General features: G+C 63.0%; 21 protein-coding genes. 12 read left to right on the top strand and 9 right to left on the bottom strand.

The annotated features are described in order from the left end of the window. Positions 1–21: 21 nt before the first annotated feature. The 3 genes from YUO_RS0127790 (at position 22) to YUO_RS0127800 (ending at position 1,391) form a co-directional block, all read left to right on the top strand. Positions 22–492, top strand: coding sequence for a MarR family winged helix-turn-helix transcriptional regulator (locus tag YUO_RS0127790; RefSeq protein ID WP_028350207.1), 471 nt, complete (start codon positions 22–24; stop codon positions 490–492). Between the two features lie 84 nt (positions 493–576). Beyond that, a complete protein-coding gene (locus YUO_RS0127795) occupies positions 577–945 on the top strand; it encodes a nuclear transport factor 2 family protein (RefSeq protein ID WP_028350208.1) in 369 nt (122 codons plus the stop codon). A 2-nt stretch (positions 946–947) separates the two neighbouring features. Further along, positions 948–1,391, top strand: a complete 444-nt coding sequence (locus tag YUO_RS0127800; RefSeq protein WP_028350209.1) for a hypothetical protein — start codon at positions 948–950, stop codon at positions 1,389–1,391. A gap of 236 nt (positions 1,392–1,627) precedes the next feature. Here the strand turns inward: YUO_RS0127800 and YUO_RS0127805 are convergent, their stop codons facing one another. From YUO_RS0127805 to YUO_RS0127825, 5 genes are all read right to left on the bottom strand, one after another. Beyond that, positions 1,628–3,856: an ATP-binding protein gene (locus tag YUO_RS0127805; RefSeq protein ID WP_028350210.1), complete on the bottom strand. Its 2,229-nt coding sequence runs from the start codon at positions 3,854–3,856 to the stop codon at positions 1,628–1,630. A 104-nt stretch (positions 3,857–3,960) separates the two neighbouring features. Further along, complete coding sequence (locus YUO_RS0127810; RefSeq protein WP_235782846.1) at positions 3,961–4,248, bottom strand: hypothetical protein; 288 nt, start codon at positions 4,246–4,248, stop codon at positions 3,961–3,963. A 3-nt stretch (positions 4,249–4,251) separates the two neighbouring features. After that, positions 4,252–4,764 carry an SRPBCC family protein gene (locus YUO_RS0127815; RefSeq protein WP_028350212.1) on the bottom strand — a complete coding sequence of 171 codons (513 nt, stop codon included), beginning with the start codon at positions 4,762–4,764 and terminating at the stop codon, positions 4,252–4,254. Further along, complete coding sequence (locus YUO_RS0127820; RefSeq protein WP_028350213.1) at positions 4,761–5,228, bottom strand: SRPBCC family protein; 468 nt, start codon at positions 5,226–5,228, stop codon at positions 4,761–4,763. Before YUO_RS0127820 ends, YUO_RS0127815 begins: the two co-directional genes overlap by 4 nt. After that, positions 5,221–5,535, bottom strand: a complete 315-nt coding sequence (locus YUO_RS0127825) for an ArsR/SmtB family transcription factor (protein ID WP_028350214.1) — start codon at positions 5,533–5,535, stop codon at positions 5,221–5,223. The genes YUO_RS0127820 and YUO_RS0127825 overlap by 8 nt, the downstream gene beginning before the upstream one ends. A 120-nt stretch (positions 5,536–5,655) precedes the next feature. Here YUO_RS0127825 and YUO_RS0127830 point away from each other — a divergent pair, with 120 nt between their 5' ends. The 3 genes from YUO_RS0127830 (at position 5,656) to YUO_RS0127840 (ending at position 8,410) form a co-directional block, all read left to right on the top strand. Then, complete coding sequence (locus tag YUO_RS0127830) at positions 5,656–7,101, top strand: LVIVD repeat-containing protein (RefSeq protein ID WP_028350215.1); 1,446 nt, start codon at positions 5,656–5,658, stop codon at positions 7,099–7,101. An 11-nt stretch (positions 7,102–7,112) separates the two neighbouring features. Next, entirely contained in the window at positions 7,113–7,679 is a 567-nt protein-coding gene (locus YUO_RS0127835) for a hypothetical protein (protein ID WP_028350216.1), read from the top strand. A 113-nt stretch (positions 7,680–7,792) separates the two neighbouring features. After that, positions 7,793–8,410 carry a LysE family translocator gene (locus YUO_RS0127840; protein WP_028350217.1) on the top strand — a complete coding sequence of 206 codons (618 nt, stop codon included), beginning with the start codon at positions 7,793–7,795 and terminating at the stop codon, positions 8,408–8,410. Positions 8,411–8,436: 26 nt separating this feature from the next. Here the strand turns inward: YUO_RS0127840 and YUO_RS0127845 are convergent, their stop codons facing one another. Continuing rightward, on the bottom strand, positions 8,437–9,234 hold the full coding sequence (locus YUO_RS0127845) for an N-formylglutamate amidohydrolase (RefSeq protein WP_028350218.1): 798 nt from the start codon (positions 9,232–9,234) through the stop codon (positions 8,437–8,439). A 151-nt stretch (positions 9,235–9,385) separates the two neighbouring features. Between YUO_RS0127845 and YUO_RS0127850 the strand changes: the two genes are divergently transcribed. Further along, the gene (locus YUO_RS0127850; RefSeq protein ID WP_028350219.1) at positions 9,386–9,784 is read left to right on the top strand and encodes a gamma-glutamylcyclotransferase family protein; all 399 of its coding nucleotides are present in this window, start codon (positions 9,386–9,388) and stop codon (positions 9,782–9,784) included. 216 nt (positions 9,785–10,000) lie between these two features. On the opposite strand, the gene YUO_RS0127855 is transcribed toward YUO_RS0127850, so the two are convergent. After that, positions 10,001–10,567: a chlorite dismutase family protein gene (locus YUO_RS0127855; RefSeq protein WP_028350220.1), complete on the bottom strand. Its 567-nt coding sequence runs from the start codon at positions 10,565–10,567 to the stop codon at positions 10,001–10,003. A gap of 253 nt (positions 10,568–10,820) precedes the next feature. On the opposite strand from YUO_RS0127855, the gene dnaG reads away from it, so the two are divergent. Further along, positions 10,821–12,824, top strand: coding sequence for a DNA primase (dnaG, locus tag YUO_RS0127860; protein ID WP_028350221.1), 2,004 nt, complete (start codon positions 10,821–10,823; stop codon positions 12,822–12,824). 335 nt (positions 12,825–13,159) lie between these two features. Next, on the top strand, positions 13,160–15,271 hold the full coding sequence (rpoD, locus tag YUO_RS0127870; RefSeq protein ID WP_028350222.1) for an RNA polymerase sigma factor RpoD: 2,112 nt from the start codon (positions 13,160–13,162) through the stop codon (positions 15,269–15,271). Positions 15,272–15,675: 404 nt separating this feature from the next. Here rpoD and YUO_RS0127875 read toward each other — a convergent pair whose 3' ends face one another. Continuing rightward, the gene (locus tag YUO_RS0127875) at positions 15,676–15,912 is read right to left on the bottom strand and encodes a hypothetical protein (RefSeq protein ID WP_028350223.1); all 237 of its coding nucleotides are present in this window, start codon (positions 15,910–15,912) and stop codon (positions 15,676–15,678) included. Between the two features lie 145 nt (positions 15,913–16,057). Between YUO_RS0127875 and YUO_RS0127880 the strand changes: the two genes are divergently transcribed. Then, entirely contained in the window at positions 16,058–17,404 is a 1,347-nt protein-coding gene (locus YUO_RS0127880; protein WP_028350224.1) for an MFS transporter, read from the top strand. A gap of 75 nt (positions 17,405–17,479) precedes the next feature. Beyond that, a complete protein-coding gene (locus YUO_RS41900; RefSeq protein ID WP_051379678.1) occupies positions 17,480–18,433 on the top strand; it encodes a DUF817 domain-containing protein in 954 nt (317 codons plus the stop codon). Here YUO_RS41900 and YUO_RS41905 read toward each other — a convergent pair. Then, positions 18,396–19,982 carry a glycosyl hydrolase family 79 N-terminal domain-containing protein gene (locus tag YUO_RS41905; protein ID WP_035727815.1) on the bottom strand — a complete coding sequence of 529 codons (1,587 nt, stop codon included), beginning with the start codon at positions 19,980–19,982 and terminating at the stop codon, positions 18,396–18,398. The two genes, YUO_RS41900 and YUO_RS41905, sit on opposite strands and share 38 nt — an antisense overlap. 254 nt (positions 19,983–20,236) lie before the next feature. Here YUO_RS41905 and YUO_RS0127895 point away from each other — a divergent pair, with 254 nt between their 5' ends. Continuing rightward, positions 20,237–21,028, top strand: coding sequence for a lytic murein transglycosylase (locus YUO_RS0127895; protein WP_028350225.1), 792 nt, complete (start codon positions 20,237–20,239; stop codon positions 21,026–21,028). Positions 21,029–21,227 lie beyond the last annotated feature (199 nt).

Below are 21,227 nucleotides of genomic sequence, written 5' to 3' on the forward strand. Positions count from 1 at the left end.
TCAATTCGACGCGGTAGGTACATGCAAAAAAATACTTCTCACGCCGCGGGCCTGCACCGCGCCTCGCTCAGGAAGCTCCACGATTTGGATGCGGCGCTGGAGCTCATGTATTACGGCTGGCGCGGCATGACGCTCTCGGCCGACCAGTATCTCGCCACGGTCGGCCTCTCACGTCCGCACCATCGCATTCTCTACGTGGTTGCGCGACAGCCTGACATCTCGATCGGCGCGCTGATCGAGATCCTCGGCATATCCAAGCAAGCCGTGAACCGGCCGCTAAACCTGTTGCTGCAGCGTAAACTCCTGACATCGAAGCGGTCGCCCGAGCAGCATCGCTCCAAATTGCTGCGGCTGACGGAAGCAGGAAAACGCGTTGAGCAACGGGCATCGGACCATGAGCGCAAGGTTCTGCGCGAGGCGTTCGATCGTGTCGGCCCACCCGGCGCTGCCGCCTGGATGGCCGTCATGGGGGTCATTGCCGACAACAACTGACAATGTTCTCACGTCAATATAGTTGACGTTAGGGCCGCCCTGTGTCATCTCTTCCCGGCAGTTGCACCGAGGGAGGGCGCGAGCATGAGGGAACAGGCAATGGACCGCGCGGCGGCCGGACGCTTTGTCGAGGCGTGGTGCGCGAACTGGCGCAAGGTCGATATCGACGCGGTCGTTTCGCACTTCGCCGAAAACGCCGAGATGCGCAGCCCGTTGGCGCTCAAATTGACGGAATCCCCGGTAGTCGCCGGCGCCGAGAACATCCGCGCCTACTGGCAGAGAGCCTACGGCGGCATCAAGAGCGCAGACCTGAAAATCCTGAACTGGAGCTGGGACGACACGATTGCGCGCCTGACAGTGTGGTGGCAATTGGGCGATAGCCGCGCCAGCGAGTTCATGGACTTCGACAAAGCCGGCCGTGTGGTGCGCAGCGAGGCCTTCTACGGAAAGTAGCCATGCGATTTTCGGATTCTGTTCTGCTCCTTAATGCGCTCTGGTTCGGCGCCGCCTTCATGCAGTTCAGCATCGCGCAGGGCAATACGCTGAAGATACTGGTTCCCCGAGAGGAGCGTGGCAATCCAATCGCCCCGACCTTGTCGGCCAGCGTGGCATTTCTGGGCGCGATCAATCTGCCGATCGGTCTTCTGTCGTTGTATCTCCTGGCGTTCCGGCCGCCCTTCTTTCAGGCCTACGACGCGCAGCTTGCGTTATTCCTGTTCTTTGCCGCGTGTCACTTCAGCCAGTTCGCCTACAACCTCCCGGTCCTGATGCGCGGCGGGCGGGTCGGGGTGGCGTATTGGCCCGTGTTGAGGGGCCCGATGCTTCGGATTTTTGCCATCGATGCGATACTGTTCGTGGTGAATCTTGTTGTCGCCCTGCTGCTGATGTCCCGATCCTGACAAGCGCAATCCCGCGTACCGGCCGCTGCAGAGTGGGCGGGGAGCCACCTGCGCGGCGGTGACGTCATCCGGGCAGGCTTGACCAGGATCAATACGCTGTCTGCATACACCGGCTGCAATGCCCGCATCAATGAGGGCGGGAGCACAACCCTCGCCATCGTCCCTGCGAACGCAGGGTCCGCGGCCAAGGTTTTAGGAAAGAATGCGTTCGCAGGGACGACGGTGAGGATAATCCGTCAACGCGCCTTCAGGACCGAACGCAGCATCGATGCCAGATCGTGCCGACGGTAGGGCTTGTTCAAAATCCGTACGTAGCGGCCGGCCCCATCGATCGCCTCGACCGGATGTTCGCTATGGCCGGAAGTCAGAAGGATCTTCAACTGAGGCCGCAGACGGGCTGATTGCTTCGCAAGCTCGGTTCCGAACATGCCGCCGGGCATCACGACATCCGTGAACAGAAGATGGATGCTGTCCGGGCCGCGCAATATTTCGAGCGCCGCGCGCGCGTTGGGCGTGACGATGACGCGATAGCCGAGCGCCTTCAATTCGCCTTCAACATAGCGGCGCACCATGTCGTCGTCCTCGACGACGAGAATGGTCTCGCTGCCGGTGGGCGCGGCCGGCTGACCGGTGGACAGCGCGGCGGTCGTCTGAATTGTCCCAACGCGGGGGAAGAACAGCTTGACCGCGGTGCCGTGCCCCGGTTTGGAGCGTATCTGCATCGACCCGCCGGATTGCTGCACGAATCCGTAAACCATGCTCAGGCCGAGACCGGTACCTTTCCCCACCTCCTTGGTGGTGAAGAACGGCTCGAAGGCGCGGCTGGCGACTTCAGCCGTCATGCCGGTGCCGATATCCGTCACGGCGATCATCACATAATCGCCGGGACGCGCCTCGCCGTTGACGTCCACGTCGGATTCACCGAGTGACGTATTTTGCACCTCGACCGTCAGCTTGCCGCCGAGCGGCATGGCGTCGCGCGCATTCAGCACCAGATTGAGCAGTGCCGACGCCAGTTGTCCGGGATCGACACTGACCTGCCACAGGTCTTGATCAAGCCGGAATTCACATTCGATATGCTCTCCAAGCGTCCGGCGCAGCAACTGCTCCATGCCGACGATCTTCTGGCCGATGTCGATGTGCTTCGGCATCAAGGGCTGCTTGCGCGCAAACGCGAGCAGGCTGCGCGTCAGGTCCGAGCCGCGTTCGGCAGCGGTCGCGATGCTCTCGGCGATCTTTTGCAATTCCTTGTGTGTCGCAAGCTTCTCGGCAAGGTGCTCCGCATTGCCGAGAATGACGGTCAACAGGTTGTTGAAATCATGCGCCACGCCGCCGGTGAGTTGACCCATCGCCTCCATTTTCTGGGATTGGGTGAGTTTCTGGTTGAGCTCGTCGATGGCGGCGCGCTGATGCTGGAGCGATTCAGCGGTCCCGTTGAGCAATGTCATCAGCCCGCCGAGCTCGCCGCGTGGATGGGGTGGAGCAATCCGCGCGCTCAGATCGCCAACTCCGAGCTTCGTCGCCATCGCAGCCAGGCGTCCGACCTGACGGCCGATGCTCATCGTCGCCAGAACCCATACGCCTGCGAGCAACAGCAGCGAGGCCACCGCAAGCATCGCCAGGTCCTCGTAGAGGCGGCGATTGGCTGCGGCCACCAGACCGTCCTTGGCCCGCCCGACCATAAGGTAAAGTCCGGCATCGCGCACCGAGGGGGAGCGCGCGGCGGTCCAGACATGGGTTCGGCCGTCCCGCCCAGTTACTTCGCGAAACGGCTCATCATTCGGCGAGGCCGCAAACCGGAACAGCTCCGAAGTTGCGATCGATGTGCCGGTCAGTTCAGTCCAGTCCTTGCCCTCGGGCGCGACGAGGATCGTGCCGTTCCTGTCGACGAGCAGAATCTGATTGTCGTTCGACAGCCGCTTGTCGTGGTCATCGGCGAATTTCTTCAGATTGAACGAGGCGAGCAGGATGAATTTCAGCTCTGCTGTATCCGAGCGAACGGGATAGGCGATCTGCAACACGGAGGTCCCCGTCAACCGGCCGAACACAGGCTGGAGCGTGACGGTGCCGTGTGCAACCAGCGCCCGCTTGAAATATTCGCGATCCCTGAGATCGAGCGTCCGATCGGTTCGCAACGAGTCGCAGAACAGGCTGCCGTCCGGATTGATGGTCAAGATACCGGTGTAGCGCGGATACTCTTCGCGCACGGCGGACAGGAAGGCGGAGCAAGCCGCCTTGTCGCGCGTATCGAGATCGCGGGCGCGGGCGAGACCATAGTGAAGCTGGGCCGTGCCCTGAATTTTCTCGTCGAGGTCGCTTGAGATATCGTTGGCGGTTGCCGACAGGTTGGCGCGTGCGGCGTCGATTTCGCTTGCGCGATTCTGGACGAAGCGCAGTCCCACAAGGATGGCCGGCACCAGCATCGCGGCGATAACCAGTATCAATAGACGTGTGCGCAGGCTCATCGGTGCTTCGTTCCGCGCTCAGATCCGCAAGTCGAGCTTGTTCACCAGCACGGTCGAGTTCTTGTAGGTGTAGGGATCTTCGATCGCATCATACATGCGGTCGGTCAGCCCTTGCGATGGCTGCGAATGATTGCCTGGCGATATTCTTCCGCCGCGAGGCCTTTGGTCCGCGCATCGCTGGCGCGCTTTTTCATTGCCGGCGTGAGCTCGATACCCTCGACTTCGCTGATCTTGGCAAAGCGATCGCTTCCGAGCACGAACCGCCTAGACTTCGCACCTTTTGTCGCAACGTTCTTCTGTTTCGCCATAGCTGCAGGGTACCACGAGTCGTCGCCAATAGCACGCACGGCGTGCGCCAGAATCAGCACGCTAATATTGGGGAGGAGGGCCACCGCCTACGGCGTCCCGATCCCCAATTCCTTCAGCGCGGCCAGCATCCGCTCCGGCGGCTGCATCTGGATCGTCAGCGCGTTGCCGGTCTCCAGCAGGCTCTTCAGGCTCGACAGGATTGCGGGCCAGCCTGTACGTCCGCCGGACAGGATGTCGTCGCTGATCTCCCGGTCATGCGATTGCAGCATCGTCAGCTTGACTACATGGCCGGCCTGCTCGATCTCGTAGGTGACGAGCGTCGGCCCGAGCTTTTCGAGCAGCGCCGGCCAGTTGACGTTGAAAGTGACGGTGAGCTTCCTCAGCGGTTCGCACTCGATAACCTCGCCCGAGATATGTAGCGCGCCGTCCGGCGTGCGCATGATGAAGGCGCCGCCGACCCTGAGATCGACCTCGACCGCCTGGCCGGAGAAATACTGCCTGGAAAACTCCGCTTGCGTCAGTGCCTCCCACACTTTCTCCGGCGTCGAGGCGATGTAGATGGTGTAGACAATGGCAGGCTTGAAGTTCTTGACGTTCATGACGCACCTTCGATGCCGAGAGCGGAAACCGGAATTTCGAGCGCAGTGCCGGATTCCAACAGGCTCTTGAGGCTGGACAGAATGGCCGGCCATCCCTTGGAGATGCCGTCCAACAGCTTGCTGCCCTCTGCAAAACCTTCATGCGTGAGCGTGAGCTTCACGGATCTGCCGTGCTGCTCGATAGTGAAGACCACCTTCGTAGCCTTCTCGTTGCGGTATGCCTCGTTGGTCACGTGCTTGAAGGTGTAGGAGAGCCGCCGCGGCCGATCGGCCTCGAGAATCTCCCCGGTATCGGTCGTGGTGCCGTTCATGACCAGCGCCAGCGGCGAACCAACCTTCCAGTCGGATTTCAGTTCGGTGCCGAACCAGTAGCGTTTGGAGAACTCGCTGGACGTCAGTGCCTCCCACAATTTCTCCGGCGTGGTCTCGATATAGATGACGTAGACGAATTCCGGCTTACTCATCACGCTTCTCCAACCGTCGTTTCAACTCAGAGAGCGCGGCGAGTTTCCCGCGCTCGAATTTCTTGATCCAGCGTTCGCCGATCTGATGGATCGGAACCGGATTGAGGTAGTGCAGCTTCTCGCGGCCATGTCTCAGTGTCGTGACGAGGTTGGCCGCCTCGAGAATCCCAAGGTGCTTGGTGACGGCCTGCCGCGTCATGTCGAGGCCGTCGCAAAGTTCGTTCAGCGTCTGTCCGTTTCTGGCGTGAAGCCTGTCCAGCAGCGAGCGCCGCGACGCATCGGCAAGCGCTTTGAAGACCTCATCCATGGGGTAGATATTAGGCAACCAAAAGGTTGCATGTCAAGAGCGTGTGTTGGGCGCGGCCCACAGCCTGTGTTATCGTGCGGTCAGCCAGCGCAGACTGGCCTTAAACAGTCGGGGTGGAACATGAGTGGTCGCCTCAAACTCGCAGCCTCTTTCGCGATCTGTTTCCTCGCATCGCCAGGCATCGCTTTCGCGCAGCAACAAGTGATTGGGGCGCCGCCTGAAGCGCTCAACATGAAGCTGGTTGGAACCAGCGACCTGCAGGCGCGCAGCGCCTACCAGCCCACCATCCACCATCAGGGCGACCGCTGGATCGCCTATATCGGCCATCACGGCGGCAGCGACGAGATTCCCGCGCCGCTCAATCCGCAGACCGGCAAGACTGAGCCGAACGGCACGTCGATCGTCGACGTCACCGATCCTTCACAGCCGAGATATCTGCGCCACCTTCCGGGTCAGGAGGGCAAATATGAAGGCGGCGGCGCGCAGATGGTGCGAATTTGCGACGGCAGGGCGCTGCCGAAGGGCGATCGCAACGCGGTCTATATGCTGCGGACCTTTGGCGGCGAGGCGCATGAAATCTGGAACGTAGCCGATCCCGCCAATCCCGTGTTGATCACACGGATTGCGGGATTGAAGGACACGCACAAGAGCTGGTGGGAATGCGACACCGGCATTGCCTTCCTGGTGTCGGGCGCACCGGACTGGCGCACGCGCCGCATGACGCAGGTCTATGATCTCTCCGATCCCGCGCACCCGCAGAAAATCCGCGATTTCGGTCTGCCCGGCCAGGAACCGGGCTCGACCGGTGCAGTGCCGACCGAACTGCACGGGCCGATCTCGACGGGACCTTCCGGCAAGCGGGTCTATTTCGGCTACGGCACCAACAAGGGCGGGATTTTGCAGATCGTCGATCGCGAGAAACTGCTTAACGGGCCCAAAGAGCCAACCCCGGACAATCTGCGCTCGCCGGAAATTGCGCGGCTGACCATGTCGCCGTTCATCGGCGCGCATACGGCGTTTCCGATGCCGGGCATGCCGATCGCGGAATTCGCGCGCGACAAGGACGGCAAGACCCGCGACGTCGTGATGATCGTCAATGAGTCGATCCTGAACGAATGCAACGAGCCGCGGCAGATGGTGTGGTTCGCTGACGTTACGGTCGAGAAGGCGCCGATGATGATCTCGAGCTACACGGTGCCGGAGGCGAGCGGAACGTTCTGCGAGCGGGGCGGGCGGTTCGGCGCGCATTCTTCCAACGAGAGCATGGCAGAGGTCTTCTACAAGAAGATGGCCTTCATCGCCTTCTTCAATGCCGGCGTTCGCGCGCTCGACATTCGCGATCCCTATCATCCCAAGGAGGTCGGCTATTTCATCCCGTCGATCACGGCCGCGACCGACAAGCGCTGCGTCAAGATCGACGGCAAGGATCGCTGCAAGGTCGCGATCCAGACCAACAATGTCGAAACCGACGAACGCGGCTACATCTACATCGTCGACCGCGCCAATACCGGCCTGCACATCCTGGAACTGACCGGCCCGGCGCGCGCCGTTGCCGGCCTGCCGTGAGGGTGCCGGCAATGCGGCGCTGGCCGGTCATCGTTGTTGCGGCCGCCGCGCTCGGCGCGTTGTCGGGCGCTGCGGCCTACCAGCACATCGTGCCGCGCCAAGGCGAACAGCAAGGCGAACTGAAAGGCTCTTGGCAGGAGATCGCCTGGTCGTTCCCGCGCGATGGCTGGCCCGCGGGACGCGCCTTTCGTTGCCGCGGCGCGTCGTGTAGTGATGGCATCGAGGTATACGTTCGGCCGAAAATCGGCTTCTGCAATTGCGATCGCGGCGTCGCCGACGACGACGAAGTCGACCGCGTCGCCGATCTCGACCTGCTGAGCGAACGCTTTACGCCGATCCAAGCGGGCGATGTCATCACTGTCGCCGACATGCCGGGACGTAGCCGCGCCTATGATCTCACAATGACCGGCGGCACGCGGCATACCGCCATCGGCGTCGCAGTGTCACGCCGCTGCGACCTGCTGGTCGCAGTCGCGCATGGCAAGGCCGACGCGATGAGGGTGCGGCGGGAGGCGCTGGCGTTGCTTGGCGAAAATGAAATGACGCGGTGGGTGATGGCCGCGATGGAGGGACGGTAGCGCCGCTCGTTCTTGTCCCGCAAAGAGCGGGGAGAGGGAGCAGAAGCGCGGCTTCCATCTCTCGCCCCCGTCATGCATAATGACGTAACCGCTCTCCCACCGAGTTCACCCACATGTCCCTTCAGGTCTATCTCGCCTTTGTCGCCGCCTGTATTGCGCTTGCGCTGTTGCCGGGTCCCGTCGTCACGCTGCTGATCGCGAACGGCCTGCGGCACGGCACCCGCGCGGCGCTGATCAATTGCGCCGGCGTGCAAACTGCTATGGCGATCGTGATCGGCACCGTCGCGATCGGGCTGACATCGCTGATGGCGACGATGGGCTACTGGTTCGACTGGGTGCGCTTTGCGGGCGCCGCCTATCTGATATGGCTCGGCATCAAGCTGATCTGGTCGCCTGCGGAAGGCGTCAACGCCGACGAGCCGCCACCGCCGCCGCGCGGCGGATTTTTCCTGCAGGGATTTCTGGTGCTGCTCAGCAACCCGAAGGTGCTGGTGTTCTTCGGCGCGTTTCTTCCGCAGTTCGTGGACATGGAGAAGGACCACTTCCCGCAGGTGGCGGTGCTCGGCGTCACTTTCATGGTGATCGCGGCATCGACCGACGCGGTCTATGCGCTGCTGGCCGGACGCGCGCGGATGTTCTTCTCCAAGCAGCGAACGCGGCTGGTCTCGCGCGTCTCCGGCGGCTTCATGATCGGCGGCGGCATCTGGCTGGCACTGACGCGGGCGCGGTAAGCGCTTCGTCGGGCCAATCAGCGCAATCAAGCTAACTGCTGCGCCCGCAGCGTCACTTCAACCTCCCCAAGTATCCGCGCCAGCCGCTCCGCCCATGCCTTCTCGCCCGCGGGATCCGAGATCAAATCCTGACGGATTTCGATCCCCGTATTCATCAGCCCGCGCGCCTCGCCATGCACCGGGATCGTGTAGTCGGTGTCGTCGCTGACCGCATAAGGCTCGTTGTCGCCGACCACCAGATCGCCCTCGGCGCGCAACGCTTGCAGCAAGCGTGGCGGCAGATGCTTGTCGCGGTGGTAGAGCGTGCCGATGTGCCAGGGCCGTGCAATCCCGGCATAGACGGGCGTGAAACTGTGCAGCGACACCAGCACCGTCGCCATGGCAGCGTTGCCGCGCTGGTCGATGATCTCGTCGATGCGCCGGTGGTAGGGATCGAAGATCTGCGCCCGCCGTATTGCGGCCGCCTCGCGCGAAATGCCTTCATTGCCGGGAATCGTGGTCGCCTCGCTGATGCGCGGGATCGAGCTCGCGACGTGCGGCGGGCGGTTGCAGTCGATGACGAGCCGTGAGTAGCGCTGCACGATCAGATGGGCATCGAGATGTTTTGAAAGCGCTTCCGCGACGCCGGCAATTCCGATGTCCCAGGCGATATGGCGCGTCAGTTCGCTCTCGGGCAGGCCGAGGTCGCCGAGCACGCGCGGAATGAGCCTTCCATAGTGATCGCAGGTGAGCAGAAACGGCGAGCGGCCTGCGGTGTTAAATTCGTGGACTGGAGGAACATCCTCGGCGCTGAGGAGCAGCGCGGGGCCGGCGGCGTCGTTCAACGTATCTTCCTTGAGCGTTGTTGGTCGAGGAGACGTATCCGAATCGATGATGGCTTAACGATGCCGCTCCGGATGCTTCCCCACAAGACGGTTTTGGCGATAGACCGCCCGGCGGATTGCATCGCTTCGCGCGCAATGACATAGAAATTCCATGATTTCAGATCGACTGTTCGTTTACGGCACGCTGATGCGCGGCTTCGACCATCCGATGGCGCAACTATTGTCGCGCAGTGCGGATTTTTTGGGCACGGCCACCTGCCGCGGCCGGCTCTATCTCATCAAGCATTATCCGGGGCTGGTGCTGTCGGATGACGCCAACGACGTCGTGTTCGGTGAGCTCTATCGTCTGCGCGATCGCGACGCGTTGCTGGCCGAACTCGACATGTATGAGGCCTGCGGCGCCGGGTTTCCGGAACCGACCGAATACATCCGCCGCATGCTGCCGCTGTCGCTGCAAGACGGCACCGCCGGCGAGGCGTGGACCTATATCTACAACTGGCCGGTCACCGGCCTGCCGCGTATCGCCTCGGGCAGGTTTCTGGAGAACTAGCTCTCGTGTCCCGGACGCGGTGCAGCGTTCCTGGCGATGCGAAGCATTGTCCAGTGCGCTGCGCCGCAGAGCCGGGACCCACGCTTCCGTTATGCCGCAAGCGTGGGCCCCGGCTCAGCAGCGCATCACCATAGCGCGTCGAGACGCGCGTGAACGCGCTTTCGGTGCTGCGCAGCATCCGGGGCACGAGGCGCTGCATCCGGGCACGCGAGCCGTTCACCCCGCATCAAGCCTTTCCCGTTCCAGCCGGATATCCACCTCGCGCTCGACATAGTGCCATTCCTCGGTCGCGCGCAGCGTGCGGACCAACTCCTCGAACGCGTCGGCATCCGCGGGCGCGTATTCGAACCAGGTCAGGAAGTCGAAGGGCTCGCCGAGGTCGCGGCTGTGATAGAGCTGGCGGGCGATCGCCGGCAGGTATTTCAGGCTCGCCGCGATGTGGTGAGATCTATCCTCAAAGATCTGCCGCCGCTCCTCCTGCGTCAGCTCCCACCACGCCGCCGATTTCTTGATCGGGATCAGCGCCGCATTGGTCGCCTCAGGTCGGCCGATCTCCGCCCGCACGGCATCAAGCTGTGTCTTCTCGGCGCGCTCGGTATAGCGCAGATGGCTGGCGAAGCCGGCGAGTCGCCATGAGGTCGGCGAGGGCAGGATCGGCAGCGTGATCGACAGCGAATGCACGACCGACAGCGAAGGCGTCGGCGAGAGCGACGCGCCCTTGACCGGCGCAAACCGCGTCACCCGCCACGCCCCGCTCCTGCCACCCCGGAACACCGTGAACATACGGGACATGGAAGCGCGGAACTGCACGCGATTCAAGCTTCCGCTGTCATTCCGGGGCGCGAAGCGAACTCTGGTGCGCAATTGCGCACCAGAGAATCTCGAGATTCCGGGTTCGATGCTTCGCATCGCCCCGGAATGACAGAAGGGGCTGTGAATAGCGGCGAGAAACCGGCCAGCCCTCGCCTTTTAACGGCCCGTCCCTGTATCCCTAATCGGTTGGCACAGCCCCACGACTCTGGCAGCTACCTGATCCATGCGCTTCACGCCCCAATTTCTCGACGAACTGCGCGCCCGGCTTCCGGTTTCGGAAGTCGTGGGCCGGCGTGTGAAATTGAAGAGGGCGGGGCGGGAGTTTAAGGGGTTGTCGCCGTTCCAGCAGGAGAAGACGCCCTCTTTCACGGTCAACGACCAGAAACAATTTTACCACGACTTCTCTACCGGAAAGCACGGCAACATTTTCGACTTCGTCATGGAGACGGAAGGCGTCTCGTTTCCGGAGGCTGTTGAGCGCCTCGCCGCCATGGCCGGCCTGCCGCTGCCGGCGGCAACGCCGGATGCCGCGCGCCACGAGCAGCGGCGCAAGACGCTGCATGACGTGATGGAACTCGCGGCAAAATTCTTTGCCGACACGCTGGCCTCGCGCCACGGCGCCAAGGCGCGCGGCTATCTCGGCGACCGCGGCATTTCGGCGGCGACGCAAGTGCAGTTTCGCCTCGGCTATGCCCCGGGCGAGCGCTTTGCGCTGAAGGAGCATCTGGGCGCGCAGGGCATCTCCACCGACGACATGGTGGAAGCGGGGCTGTTGGTCTCCGGCGAGGACAAGCCAGTTCCCTTCGACCGCTTCCGCGACCGGGTGATGTTTCCGATCGCGGACGCCAGAGGTCGCGTCATCGCCTTCGGCGGCCGCGCGCTGGAAAAGGACGTTCCGGCAAAGTATTTGAACTCGCCGGAAACCCCGCTGTTTCACAAGGGCGACAATCTCTACAACCTTGGCCCCGCGCGACAGGCGGCGCATGACGGCTCGCCGCTGATCGTGGTCGAAGGCTATGTCGACGTCATCGCCATGGTCACCGCGGGCTTTGCTGGTGCGGTGGCGCCGCTTGGTACGGCCTTGACGGAAAACCAGCTCGCACTGCTCTGGAAGATGGCGGACGAGCCGATCCTCTGCTTCGACGGCGATCGCGCCGGGCAAAAAGCAGCGTACCGCGCTGCCGACCTCGCGCTGCCCAATCTCGCGCCCGGCAAAAGCCTGCGCTTTGCGCTGCTGCCGGAGGGGCAGGACCCCGATGACCTCGCCCGCACCGGGGGACGGGTTGCGATCGAAGAGGTGATCGGCGCCGCGCGCGGGCTCGCCGATATGATCTGGTCGCGCGAGATCGAGGGCGGCACGTTTGCGACTCCCGAACGGCGCGCCGCGCTGGAGGCGCGTATCAACGAACTATCTAACGGCATCCGCGACGAGGTCGTGCGTCGCTATTATCGCCAGGATCTCGCCGAGCGCCTGCAGCGCACCTTTGCGCCCGATGCCGGCCGCGGCGGTTACGGCCGGGGTAATTTCCGGCCCGGCCGCCCCGAATCACCCCGCACGTTTGCCCCGCGCGGAGCGGGCCCGGCCGGCCGATTCGCCCCCCGCGGCGGCCGCCCGCCGGGGATAGCTTCAGGAATCGCCCCCGGCCCCTACCAGGCGGCGAGCCCCCAGCTTGCGACCAGCCCGATCATGCGCGGCCAGCGCAGCGCGATGTCCCGCCGCGAAGCCTTGATCCTGCAATCCCTGATTAACCATCCTTGGCTGCTACACGATCATCTGGAGGAGGTGGCCGCCCTGGAACTGGCGCATCCCGAGGCCAACAAGCTCCGCGCCGGCATTATCGCCGCCTTCGCCAACGACCATCACCATTCCCCCGATGTCGAGGAGCAGGCCGAAAAAATGCGCGCCGATCTCGCGACCCGCGGATTAAGCGAGGTTCTACAACGGGTTGAGCGGGCGATCACGACCGCGGCGGTGTGGGCCGCCCGCCCTGGCGCGGCCCGCGAAGACGTTTTGGCCACCTGGCAGCAACTCGTTGTCTTGCATCAGAAAACGCACGCCCTACTTAGGGAGAAGAAAGATGCCGAACTGGCATTGGCCGAGGAGACCAGCGAGGCCAATCTGGCATGGCTGAAGGATGTCGGCGCCCGGTTGGACTCCCTCGACGGCACCGAGGCCCTGATTGAGGGCTTTGGCGAGCTTTCGGGCCGGTTCCGCAAAAGCGTTTGACGATAAAAAATGATGCGGACGGCCTTGGCTGAGCCCGCGAAAAGACTCGCCAAATCCATGATTTGGCGGCAAAAACAGGGTTAAGCAAAGCTTAAGGGCCTTCGGGCTACGAAAGACAGAACCGGTGATGCGGAAGGCAGGGGTGGCGATGGTCTGCGCCGCCCTTTGCGCGTCGTAACCATGGTGCGGAAAAGCGGGTGCCGCTTTCGACCGATCATGCGAAGGCGAATGAACAGAGCAAGGTGACGATCGAACGACGTCATCTCGAGGAATTGAGTTGAAGAGCGCGGGCGGCGACGCACGCCCGCATGAAGCGCGTTTCGGGAGCTTGATGAATGGCCACCAAGGCAAAGACGCTGCAGGTTAAGGACAAGGAAAAAGACGACAAGGCAGCGGACGCCCCTGAGAAGGATAGCCCCGACGCGCCGTCGCCGTTGCTCGACCTGACGGATGCCGCGGTCAAGAAGATGATCAAGCAGGCCAAGAAGCGCGGCTTCGTGACCTTCGATCAGCTCAACGAAGTCTTGCCCTCCGACACCACCTCGCCGGAGCAGATTGAGGACATCATGTCGATGCTCTCGGACATGGGCATCAACGTCTCCGAGGCCGAAGAGGCCGACGAGGAGGCCGAGAAGGAAGAGGCCGACGACGACACCGACAACGAGCTTGTCGAGGTCACGGCCAAGGCTGTCACCGAGGTCAAGAAGTCCGAACCCGGCGAGCGCACCGACGATCCCGTCCGCATGTATCTGCGCGAGATGGGCACGGTGGAATTGCTGTCCCGCGAAGGCGAAATCGCGATCGCCAAGCGCATCGAGGCCGGCCGCGAGGCGATGATTGCGGGTCTCTGCGAGAGCCCCTTGACCTTCCAGGCCATCATCATCTGGCGCGATGAGCTCAACGAAGGAAAGATCTTCCTTCGCGACATCATCGATCTCGAAGCCACCTATGCCGGCCCCGACGCCAAGAACAACATGAACCCGGCGATGATCGCCGCCCCCGCAGGCGACGGCCAGGCAGCCAACGGCGAGGCCGCGCCCGCGCATGTCGCACCGCCGGCTGCTCCCCCGTCGGCGACCCCGTTCCGCGCAGCGCCCGCGGGCGATGTGGAGACGGAAGAGAAGGATCCGGCGGAAGCCGCCGCCGAAGGCGACATGGACGACGACGAGTTCGAAAACCAGATGTCGCTTGCCGCGATCGAGGCCGAGCTGAAGCCGAAGGTGGTCGAGACCTTCGACAAGATCGCGTCCGAATACAAGAAGCTGCGCCGCCTGCAGGAGCAGGACATCGCCAACCAGCTTCAGAGCGAGTCGCTCTCGCCCTCGCAGGAGCGCAAGTACAAGAAGCTGAAGGACGAGATCATCGTCGAGGTGAAGTCGCTGCGCCTCAACCAGGCCCGCATCGACAGCCTCGTCGAGCAGCTCTACGACATCAACAAGAAGCTGGTCTCGTTCGAGGGCCGCCTCTTGCGCCTCGGCGACAGCCACGGCGTCGCGCGCGAAGACTTTTTGCGCAACTATCAGGGCTCGGAGCTCGATCCGCGCTGGCTCAACCGTGTCTCGAAACTATCGGCCAAGGGCTGGAAGAATTTCGTCCATCACGAGAAGGACCGCATCAAGGAGCTGCGCCACGAGATCCAGTCGCTGGCGGCGCTGACGGGTCTTGAGATCGGCGAATTCCGCAAGATCGTGCACGGCGTGCAGAAGGGCGAGCGCGAGGCGCGCCAGGCCAAGAAGGAAATGGTCGAGGCCAACCTGCGTCTCGTGATCTCGATCGCCAAGAAGTACACCAACCGCGGCCTGCAGTTCCTCGACCTGATCCAGGAAGGCAATATCGGGTTGATGAAGGCGGTCGATAAATTCGAGTACCGCCGCGGCTACAAGTTCTCGACCTACGCCACGTGGTGGATCCGGCAGGCGATCACGCGCTCGATCGCCGACCAGGCCCGCACCATCCGCATCCCCGTGCACATGATCGAGACCATCAACAAGATCGTGCGCACCAGCCGCCAGATGCTCAACGAGATCGGCCGCGAGCCGACGCCGGAAGAGCTCGCCGAAAAGCTCGGCATGCCCCTGGAGAAGGTCCGCAAGGTCCTGAAGATCGCAAAAGAGCCGCTCTCGCTTGAAACGCCTGTCGGCGACGAGGAAGACTCGCACCTCGGCGATTTCATCGAGGACAAGAACGCGATCCTCCCCATTGACGCGGCGATCCAGTCCAACCTGCGCGAAACCACCACGCGGGTTCTGGCCTCGCTCACCCCGCGCGAAGAACGCGTGCTCCGCATGCGCTTCGGTATCGGCATGAACACCGACCACACGCTGGAAGAAGTCGGCCAGCAGTTCTCGGTGACGAGAGAGCGTATCCGTCAGATCGAGGCCAAGGCGCTGCGCAAGCTGAAGCACCCGTCAAGAAGCCGGAAGCTGCGGAGCTTCCTCGACAACTAGTACTGCCTGTCATTTGCCCGGCGAAGCCTCGGTGAAGACGGGACCCGGGCATCCATCGAACAAGAACGGCGGGCGAAAGCCCGCCGTTCTTGTTTGCTCAGGTCGCGCCAAATTCTCACGCCAGCGCCCGGGGCCACCCCTCTCCCAACCCTCCCCCGCAAGGGGGGAGGGAGCCGTACCAGTGTGCTCACCTCACATTGCATCGGCTATCCCTGATGTGCATCTTGGCTGTCCCATGTAATTGGCACGAGTCAGGGACGCATCGGCGGTAGGGTTCCCTCTCCCCTTGCGGGAGAGGGTTAGGGAGAGGGGTGCCGCTTGCTCGCTTGTAATTGAGCACGTGGACAACACGCTCTCCGGCGGTCGCGACGTTGATTGATGCAATCGGGGCCTTGCCTGCGAGCCTACTTCTTCTTCGCCCCAACGCGGCTGATGCTCTTGATCTTGAGCTGCGGGCGGCCGGATTTCTCGGCGATCTCGCGGTCCTGCTCCATGATGTAGCCGCGCGCCGGCTCGTCGCCGTCGAGCCCCCCGAGCAACTCGGCAGGCACGCGCCGGTTGGAGCGCTGCGAGTCGTCTTCGTAGACGACATTGAAAAAGGCGAACTCGCCTTTGGGATTGGTCCCGGGTTTCTTTGGCATGCGCGGCTTGTCCTCGATAGAGGCGCCGCTGTCAATCATCCTGGCTGCGCGCCGGTCTGCCTTGCGAGACGGCGTGGACGCGATTTATCTATGACCGCTTTGCCGGCATATTGTTCGCCCGGAACGAACGGAAGGGGCGGTGGTGATGCCGGCAACCTCCCACGCGAAGAGCAACCTCAAGCCCGTAGTGATGGCCTGCTGCCTTGCCATGCTGGCGGTGGGCGACAACAGCACGGCGATCATGGCGGCGCTTCCCGACATGAAGGGCAGCCTGCAGCTTGGTCCGGCGGAGCTCGAATGGGTGGTCAATGCCTACCTCCTGACCGCCGCCATCTTCATCATTGTCGGCGGCGGCGCGGCGGATCAGCTCGGCGCGCGAAGGTCCTCGATTGCCGGCATAGCCGTGTTCGCACTTGCGTCGCTGCTCATCGCGCTGGCGCCGGTCGGCTTCGTGGTGGTCGGCGCGCGGGCGCTGCAAGGGCTGGGAGCCGCGTTTGCGGTGGCCGGCACGCTTGCGGCGGTGACCGAAGCCGCACCTGACGAGCGGCGTCCCGAGGCGATCGGCGCCTGGACCGGTTTTCTGATGCTCGGCTTCAGCATCGGGCCGCTCGTCGGCGGAGCCGTGACGCATTACGCGGGCTGGCGCTTCATCTTCTGGCTGAACGTCATTGCGATGGTGCCCGCCGGCCTGATGCTGCTGCGGCATCCCGGCGCCGGCGGCCGGCGCGCGATTTCGATGGACTGGGTCGGACTTGGCCTTCTCGCACTCTTCATGGTGACGCTGATATCGGGATTGCAGGCGCTGGCACATGTCCGCACCAACCCGCTGTCTGCCATCGTCCCGCTTGTGCTGGCGGTGATCGCGTTTCCTCTATTGCTGCGGACGCAGACGCGGCGCCCTCAGCCGCTGGTCGACTTCGGCCTGTTTGCGAACCGGAATTTCGCGATTGCCGCCGGCCTCTTGTTTCTCGTGATGTTCGACATCATGACGCTGCTGCTTTACTACAACCTCTTTGCGCAGGCCGTTGATGGGCTTGGCATGTCCGCCGTAGCGGCGGGCCTTTCCCTTGTGCCGCTCTCGATTGCGCTGCTTGCCTTCGCGCGCGCGGCTCCCTTGATTGCAATGAGGATCGGTATGCGGCGCATGCTGACAGGCGGATCGCTCTTCCTCGCCGTCGGCTGCGCCATCATCTGGTTGTCGTTTCAGACGCACGCAAAGTTCGCCCTGCTGATGCCCGGCGTGTTTGTCGCCGGCGCAGGGATAGCACTTGTCTACGCATCGGCGCCGCGGCTCGGACTTGCGACACTGCCACCACTGCAGGCGGGGAAGGGCTCCGGCATGCTCAATTCGTGCAGCTTTCTCGGCGGAACGGTCGGGGTAACCTTCGGCGGCATCGTGTTCGCGCTGAGCGGATTCTCCGGTGTGCTCGTGCTGCTAGGCATTTCAGCGCTGGCGAGCACCATGCTCTGCCTTCGGCTGAACGCAGAATGAAACTGCACTTTATCTCGGAGAAATCTGCAAATCTTTGCCCAGCTTTGATCGCGATCCCTAGCCACGCTCCGCCGCGTGCATGACCTCGCAACAGCGCCTGCCGTTTCCCCGCATCCCAACCCAAGCGCCGCCGCGATCTGGCCGCCGCTGCGCCCTTTCATCGCGGGCGAGCGTCGGCTCGGCCGCTTCATGGCCCGCCGTCGCTGGACTTCAGCGCTTTACGAATTCCTCCGTTTTGGCGTGAAGCAGGCATGGGCGTGCCTGTTCGGCGGCATCGCCGTTTTCCTGATGGTCGCAACCTGGCTCTTTTATCCGGCAAGCGCGCCGCTTGCCCGCTACGACTTTCTGTTTCTCTGCATGATCGCCGTTCAGGCCGCGCTGCTCGCGGGCCGGCTGGAGACTCTTGAGGAAGCAAAGGTGATCCTGATCTATCACGTCGTCGGAACGGCGATGGAAATCTTCAAGACCTCTGTCGGCTCCTGGATCTATCCGGAGCCCAATTTCTTCCGGATCGGCGGCGTGCCACTGTTCTCGGGCTTCATGTATTCCTGCATCGGCAGCTATCTGTGCCGCGCATGGCGGCTGTTCGATTTCGAGTTCACAGGTCACCCGCGGCGCGTCGCGATGGCCGTGCTCAGCATCGCGATCTACGTCAACTTCTTCAGCCACCACTACATGATCGATCTGCGCTGGCTGCTGTTCGCCTGGGCCGCCTGGCTGCTCTTGCGCACTCGCGTCTACTTCAGGGTTTGGCATGATCACCGTTCGATGCCGCTGTTGCTCGGGCTCGTGCTGGTTTCGCTTTTCATCTGGTTTTCGGAAAATATCGGCACGTTCACCAAGATTTGGCTCTATCCGTCACAGCGGCACGGCTGGTCGATGGTGTCGATCAATAAGCTCGGATCATGGTTCTTGCTGCTGATCATCAGCTACACGCTGGTGAGCCTGATCAATCCGCCGCGCAAGCGTGCGACCGGCATCCGGGAAAAATTCAATGGCATGCCGGGTTTCCAGCACCTTCGACCGTGAGAAAAGCAATCGTGGCCGGCGCGATCTCGATCGAACCCGGCGGCGATGTCACCGCCGCAAGCGGCGGAAGATCGTCATTCGGGCCGAGCTCCAAGACCGTTCCATTCAGCTTTACGCCGGCGCTTTGCAGATCATCTGCCGACAGCGTGTAACGCTCGCTGGCCGCGGGCAATCGCAGCTTTGCGGCGCTCGTCCTGTCCGTATTGATGGCGAGCAGTGTGACGGCGCCACGCACGTCTCGTCGGCAATGCGCGTAGAGGTGCACGCCATCGTGCACGCCGGCGTCGAGAACGGTCGTGCCCATCAGCCTGCGCCAAAGCAGCGCCGCCCAGTAGTTTGGCCGCGGCCGCAACGTCGTCTCGTCAAGCAGGCCGTAGTCGCTTGCCGCCAGCGTGTTGTGCGCCACCATCTGGACGCCGGCCCTGGCAAGCCGGCCCAGTTGATCGAGATATCGGAACGTATCGAGGAAAGTGGAAGCCCAGGGATTGCCGCCGCAGGCGGCCTCGGCGGTCTCGGTCAGCCACATCGGCTTGTCACGCGCGAACTCGTCCCTCAGCGATCGGTAGAACGCGAGCGTTTGCTCCGTGCTCTTAAGCCAGCTTTCCGAAAGCGCGGCCTCTGGTGTGGTCTGGCCCGGAATCCCGGAGCATCGTTGCGAGAGGGCGCCGTAGTGATGATAGGAAAAAGCATCGATGCCGGGACCGGATGCAGCAAGCAGATCCTGTGTACGGAGAAAATCGGAGCTGGATTGCGGGGGTGATTGCGACGCTGTCGCCTCGCCGATCGAACCGGGGCCCAGAACGATCACATCCGGTTCGCTGGCCCTGATGAATGCAACAAAGGCTTTAAAATCCCGCCCGTAGGCCGCCGCATCGTATCCTTTCGGCGCGCGTCCCATGGCGGCCAGCGTCGGCTCATTCATGAACTCGGTGGCGGCAATTCTGCCGCCGATAGATCTGGTGTAGGCGAACAAGCGACGCGCCTGATCGCTCCGCCATCGGCCTGCAGCGTCCCGGACGCCGGGGCTTATGGCCATCGACGTCACGATCTCTGCGCTGACGGCGCGAGCAAAGTCGATGACGCTTTTCCAGCGCTCGCGGCTCAGCACCGCGCGGAAGCCATCAGGCGGCGTCGGCGGCGTCGCATCGCTTTCTGCAAAGTAGGTGCTATTGGCCCAGGTGCCGCTGACGCGCAGGTAGGCTGGGGCCAGCGCAGCCGCCAATATACGCAGCCGGCGGTTCGACAGGTCGATCGGCGCTCGATACGCGTAGCGGTCGGGGTTCGCGCCCGCCGGGATATTTTCGGCGTTATCGGCGCCCCGAGCAGATGGCGCCGAGGCACTCGCTTTGTAAGGCCTCCAGAACCGTCCGCCGGTGACCTCGACCATCTCCACGTTGTACGATTGAAAACGCTCGTCGATGGTGCCGAGACGAGGCAATCGTGAAGGGTCTACGGAAAGCGTCGGCGTTTGGGCGGCCGTCTTCGGGATTGCCGCGAGCGCGGCGATCACAATTCCCATTCCGACTTTGAAACCGCTGGACCTGGTCATGGCCATTGTCCTTGGGAAGGGCCAAGTCGGGCGTTCGCCCACGCGTTGGCGCTACGGCGCCACCAATTCGACGCGGCGGTTCAACGAACGGCCGGCATATCGATCTATTCAAATTAGTCGCAATCATGGCCGTTTTCGAGAGGCCAAGGGTTAGCAGATTCTGCCCATGCATCTGCCGCAACTCTCGAAGCGCGGCTGCGGACGTGCTAGAAACCGATGCGTATTTGCAGTGCTCTCTCAGGAATGGTCTTTCCATGCTTCGTATCGCATTTGCTTTCAGCGTCACCGTCACATTGTTCGCATCCTTAAGCTCCCAAGCTCACGCAGCCCAATGCGGCACTAGTGCCGCGGGCTACGCTGCCTGGAAGCAGGAGTTCGCCGGCGAGGCCCGCGCCAAGGGCATCAGCGCCTCGACCATCCAGGCCCTGATGGCGACGAACTATGCGCAGACGACCATCAATGCCGACCGCGGCCAGCGCAGTTTCAAACTCTCGCTCGATCAGTTTCTCGCCAAGCGCGGCGCCACCACCATCGTCGCCAGGGGGCGCCAGCTCAAGCAATCGCAGGCCGCGCTGTTTGCCTCCATTCAGAGCCGCTACGGCGTGCCGCCGGGGCCGCTGCTCGCGATCTGGGGGATGGAGACCGGGTTCGGCAGCCAGCGCGGCAATCAGAATATGCTCGCCTCGATCGCGACGCTCGCCTATGACTGCCGGCGCTCGGAATATTTTACGGAGCACCTCTACGCGGCGTTGCAATTGATCGATCGCGGCGCGCTCTCCGCCAGCCAGCGCGGCTCAATGCATGGCGAAGTCGGGCAGACGCAGTTCATGCCAAAAGCCATTTTGGCTTACGGTACTGGCAATCTCGAAAACTCGGCCAACGCGCTGATGTCGACCGCGAACTTTTTGCGGGCGCATGGCTGGCGCGCGGGCGCCGGCTATCAGCCGGGCGAGCCGAATTTCGCCGCCATCCAGGCCTGGAATGCCGCCGGCGTCTATCAGAAGGCGATCGCGCTGATGGGCCGCCAGATCGACGGCGGGGAGTAGCGAGTAGAGGGCATTCCCACCACCGAAGCCAATCGCCGTCGTCCCTGCGACCCGTCTTCGCCAAGGCTTCGCCGGGGTTTGACGTTGGGCTCGCCGAAGCTTTAGCGAAGGCGGCACGCAGGGACCCATAACCACAGGCGCCAATTGTTGAAGCCAAGCCGTCGACCAGTTCGCTTTAACAACATCGGCCGCGGCGTAT

Source organism: Bradyrhizobium murdochi (assembly GCF_000472965.1).
GTDB classification, from domain to species: Bacteria; Pseudomonadota; Alphaproteobacteria; order Rhizobiales; family Xanthobacteraceae; genus Bradyrhizobium; species Bradyrhizobium murdochi.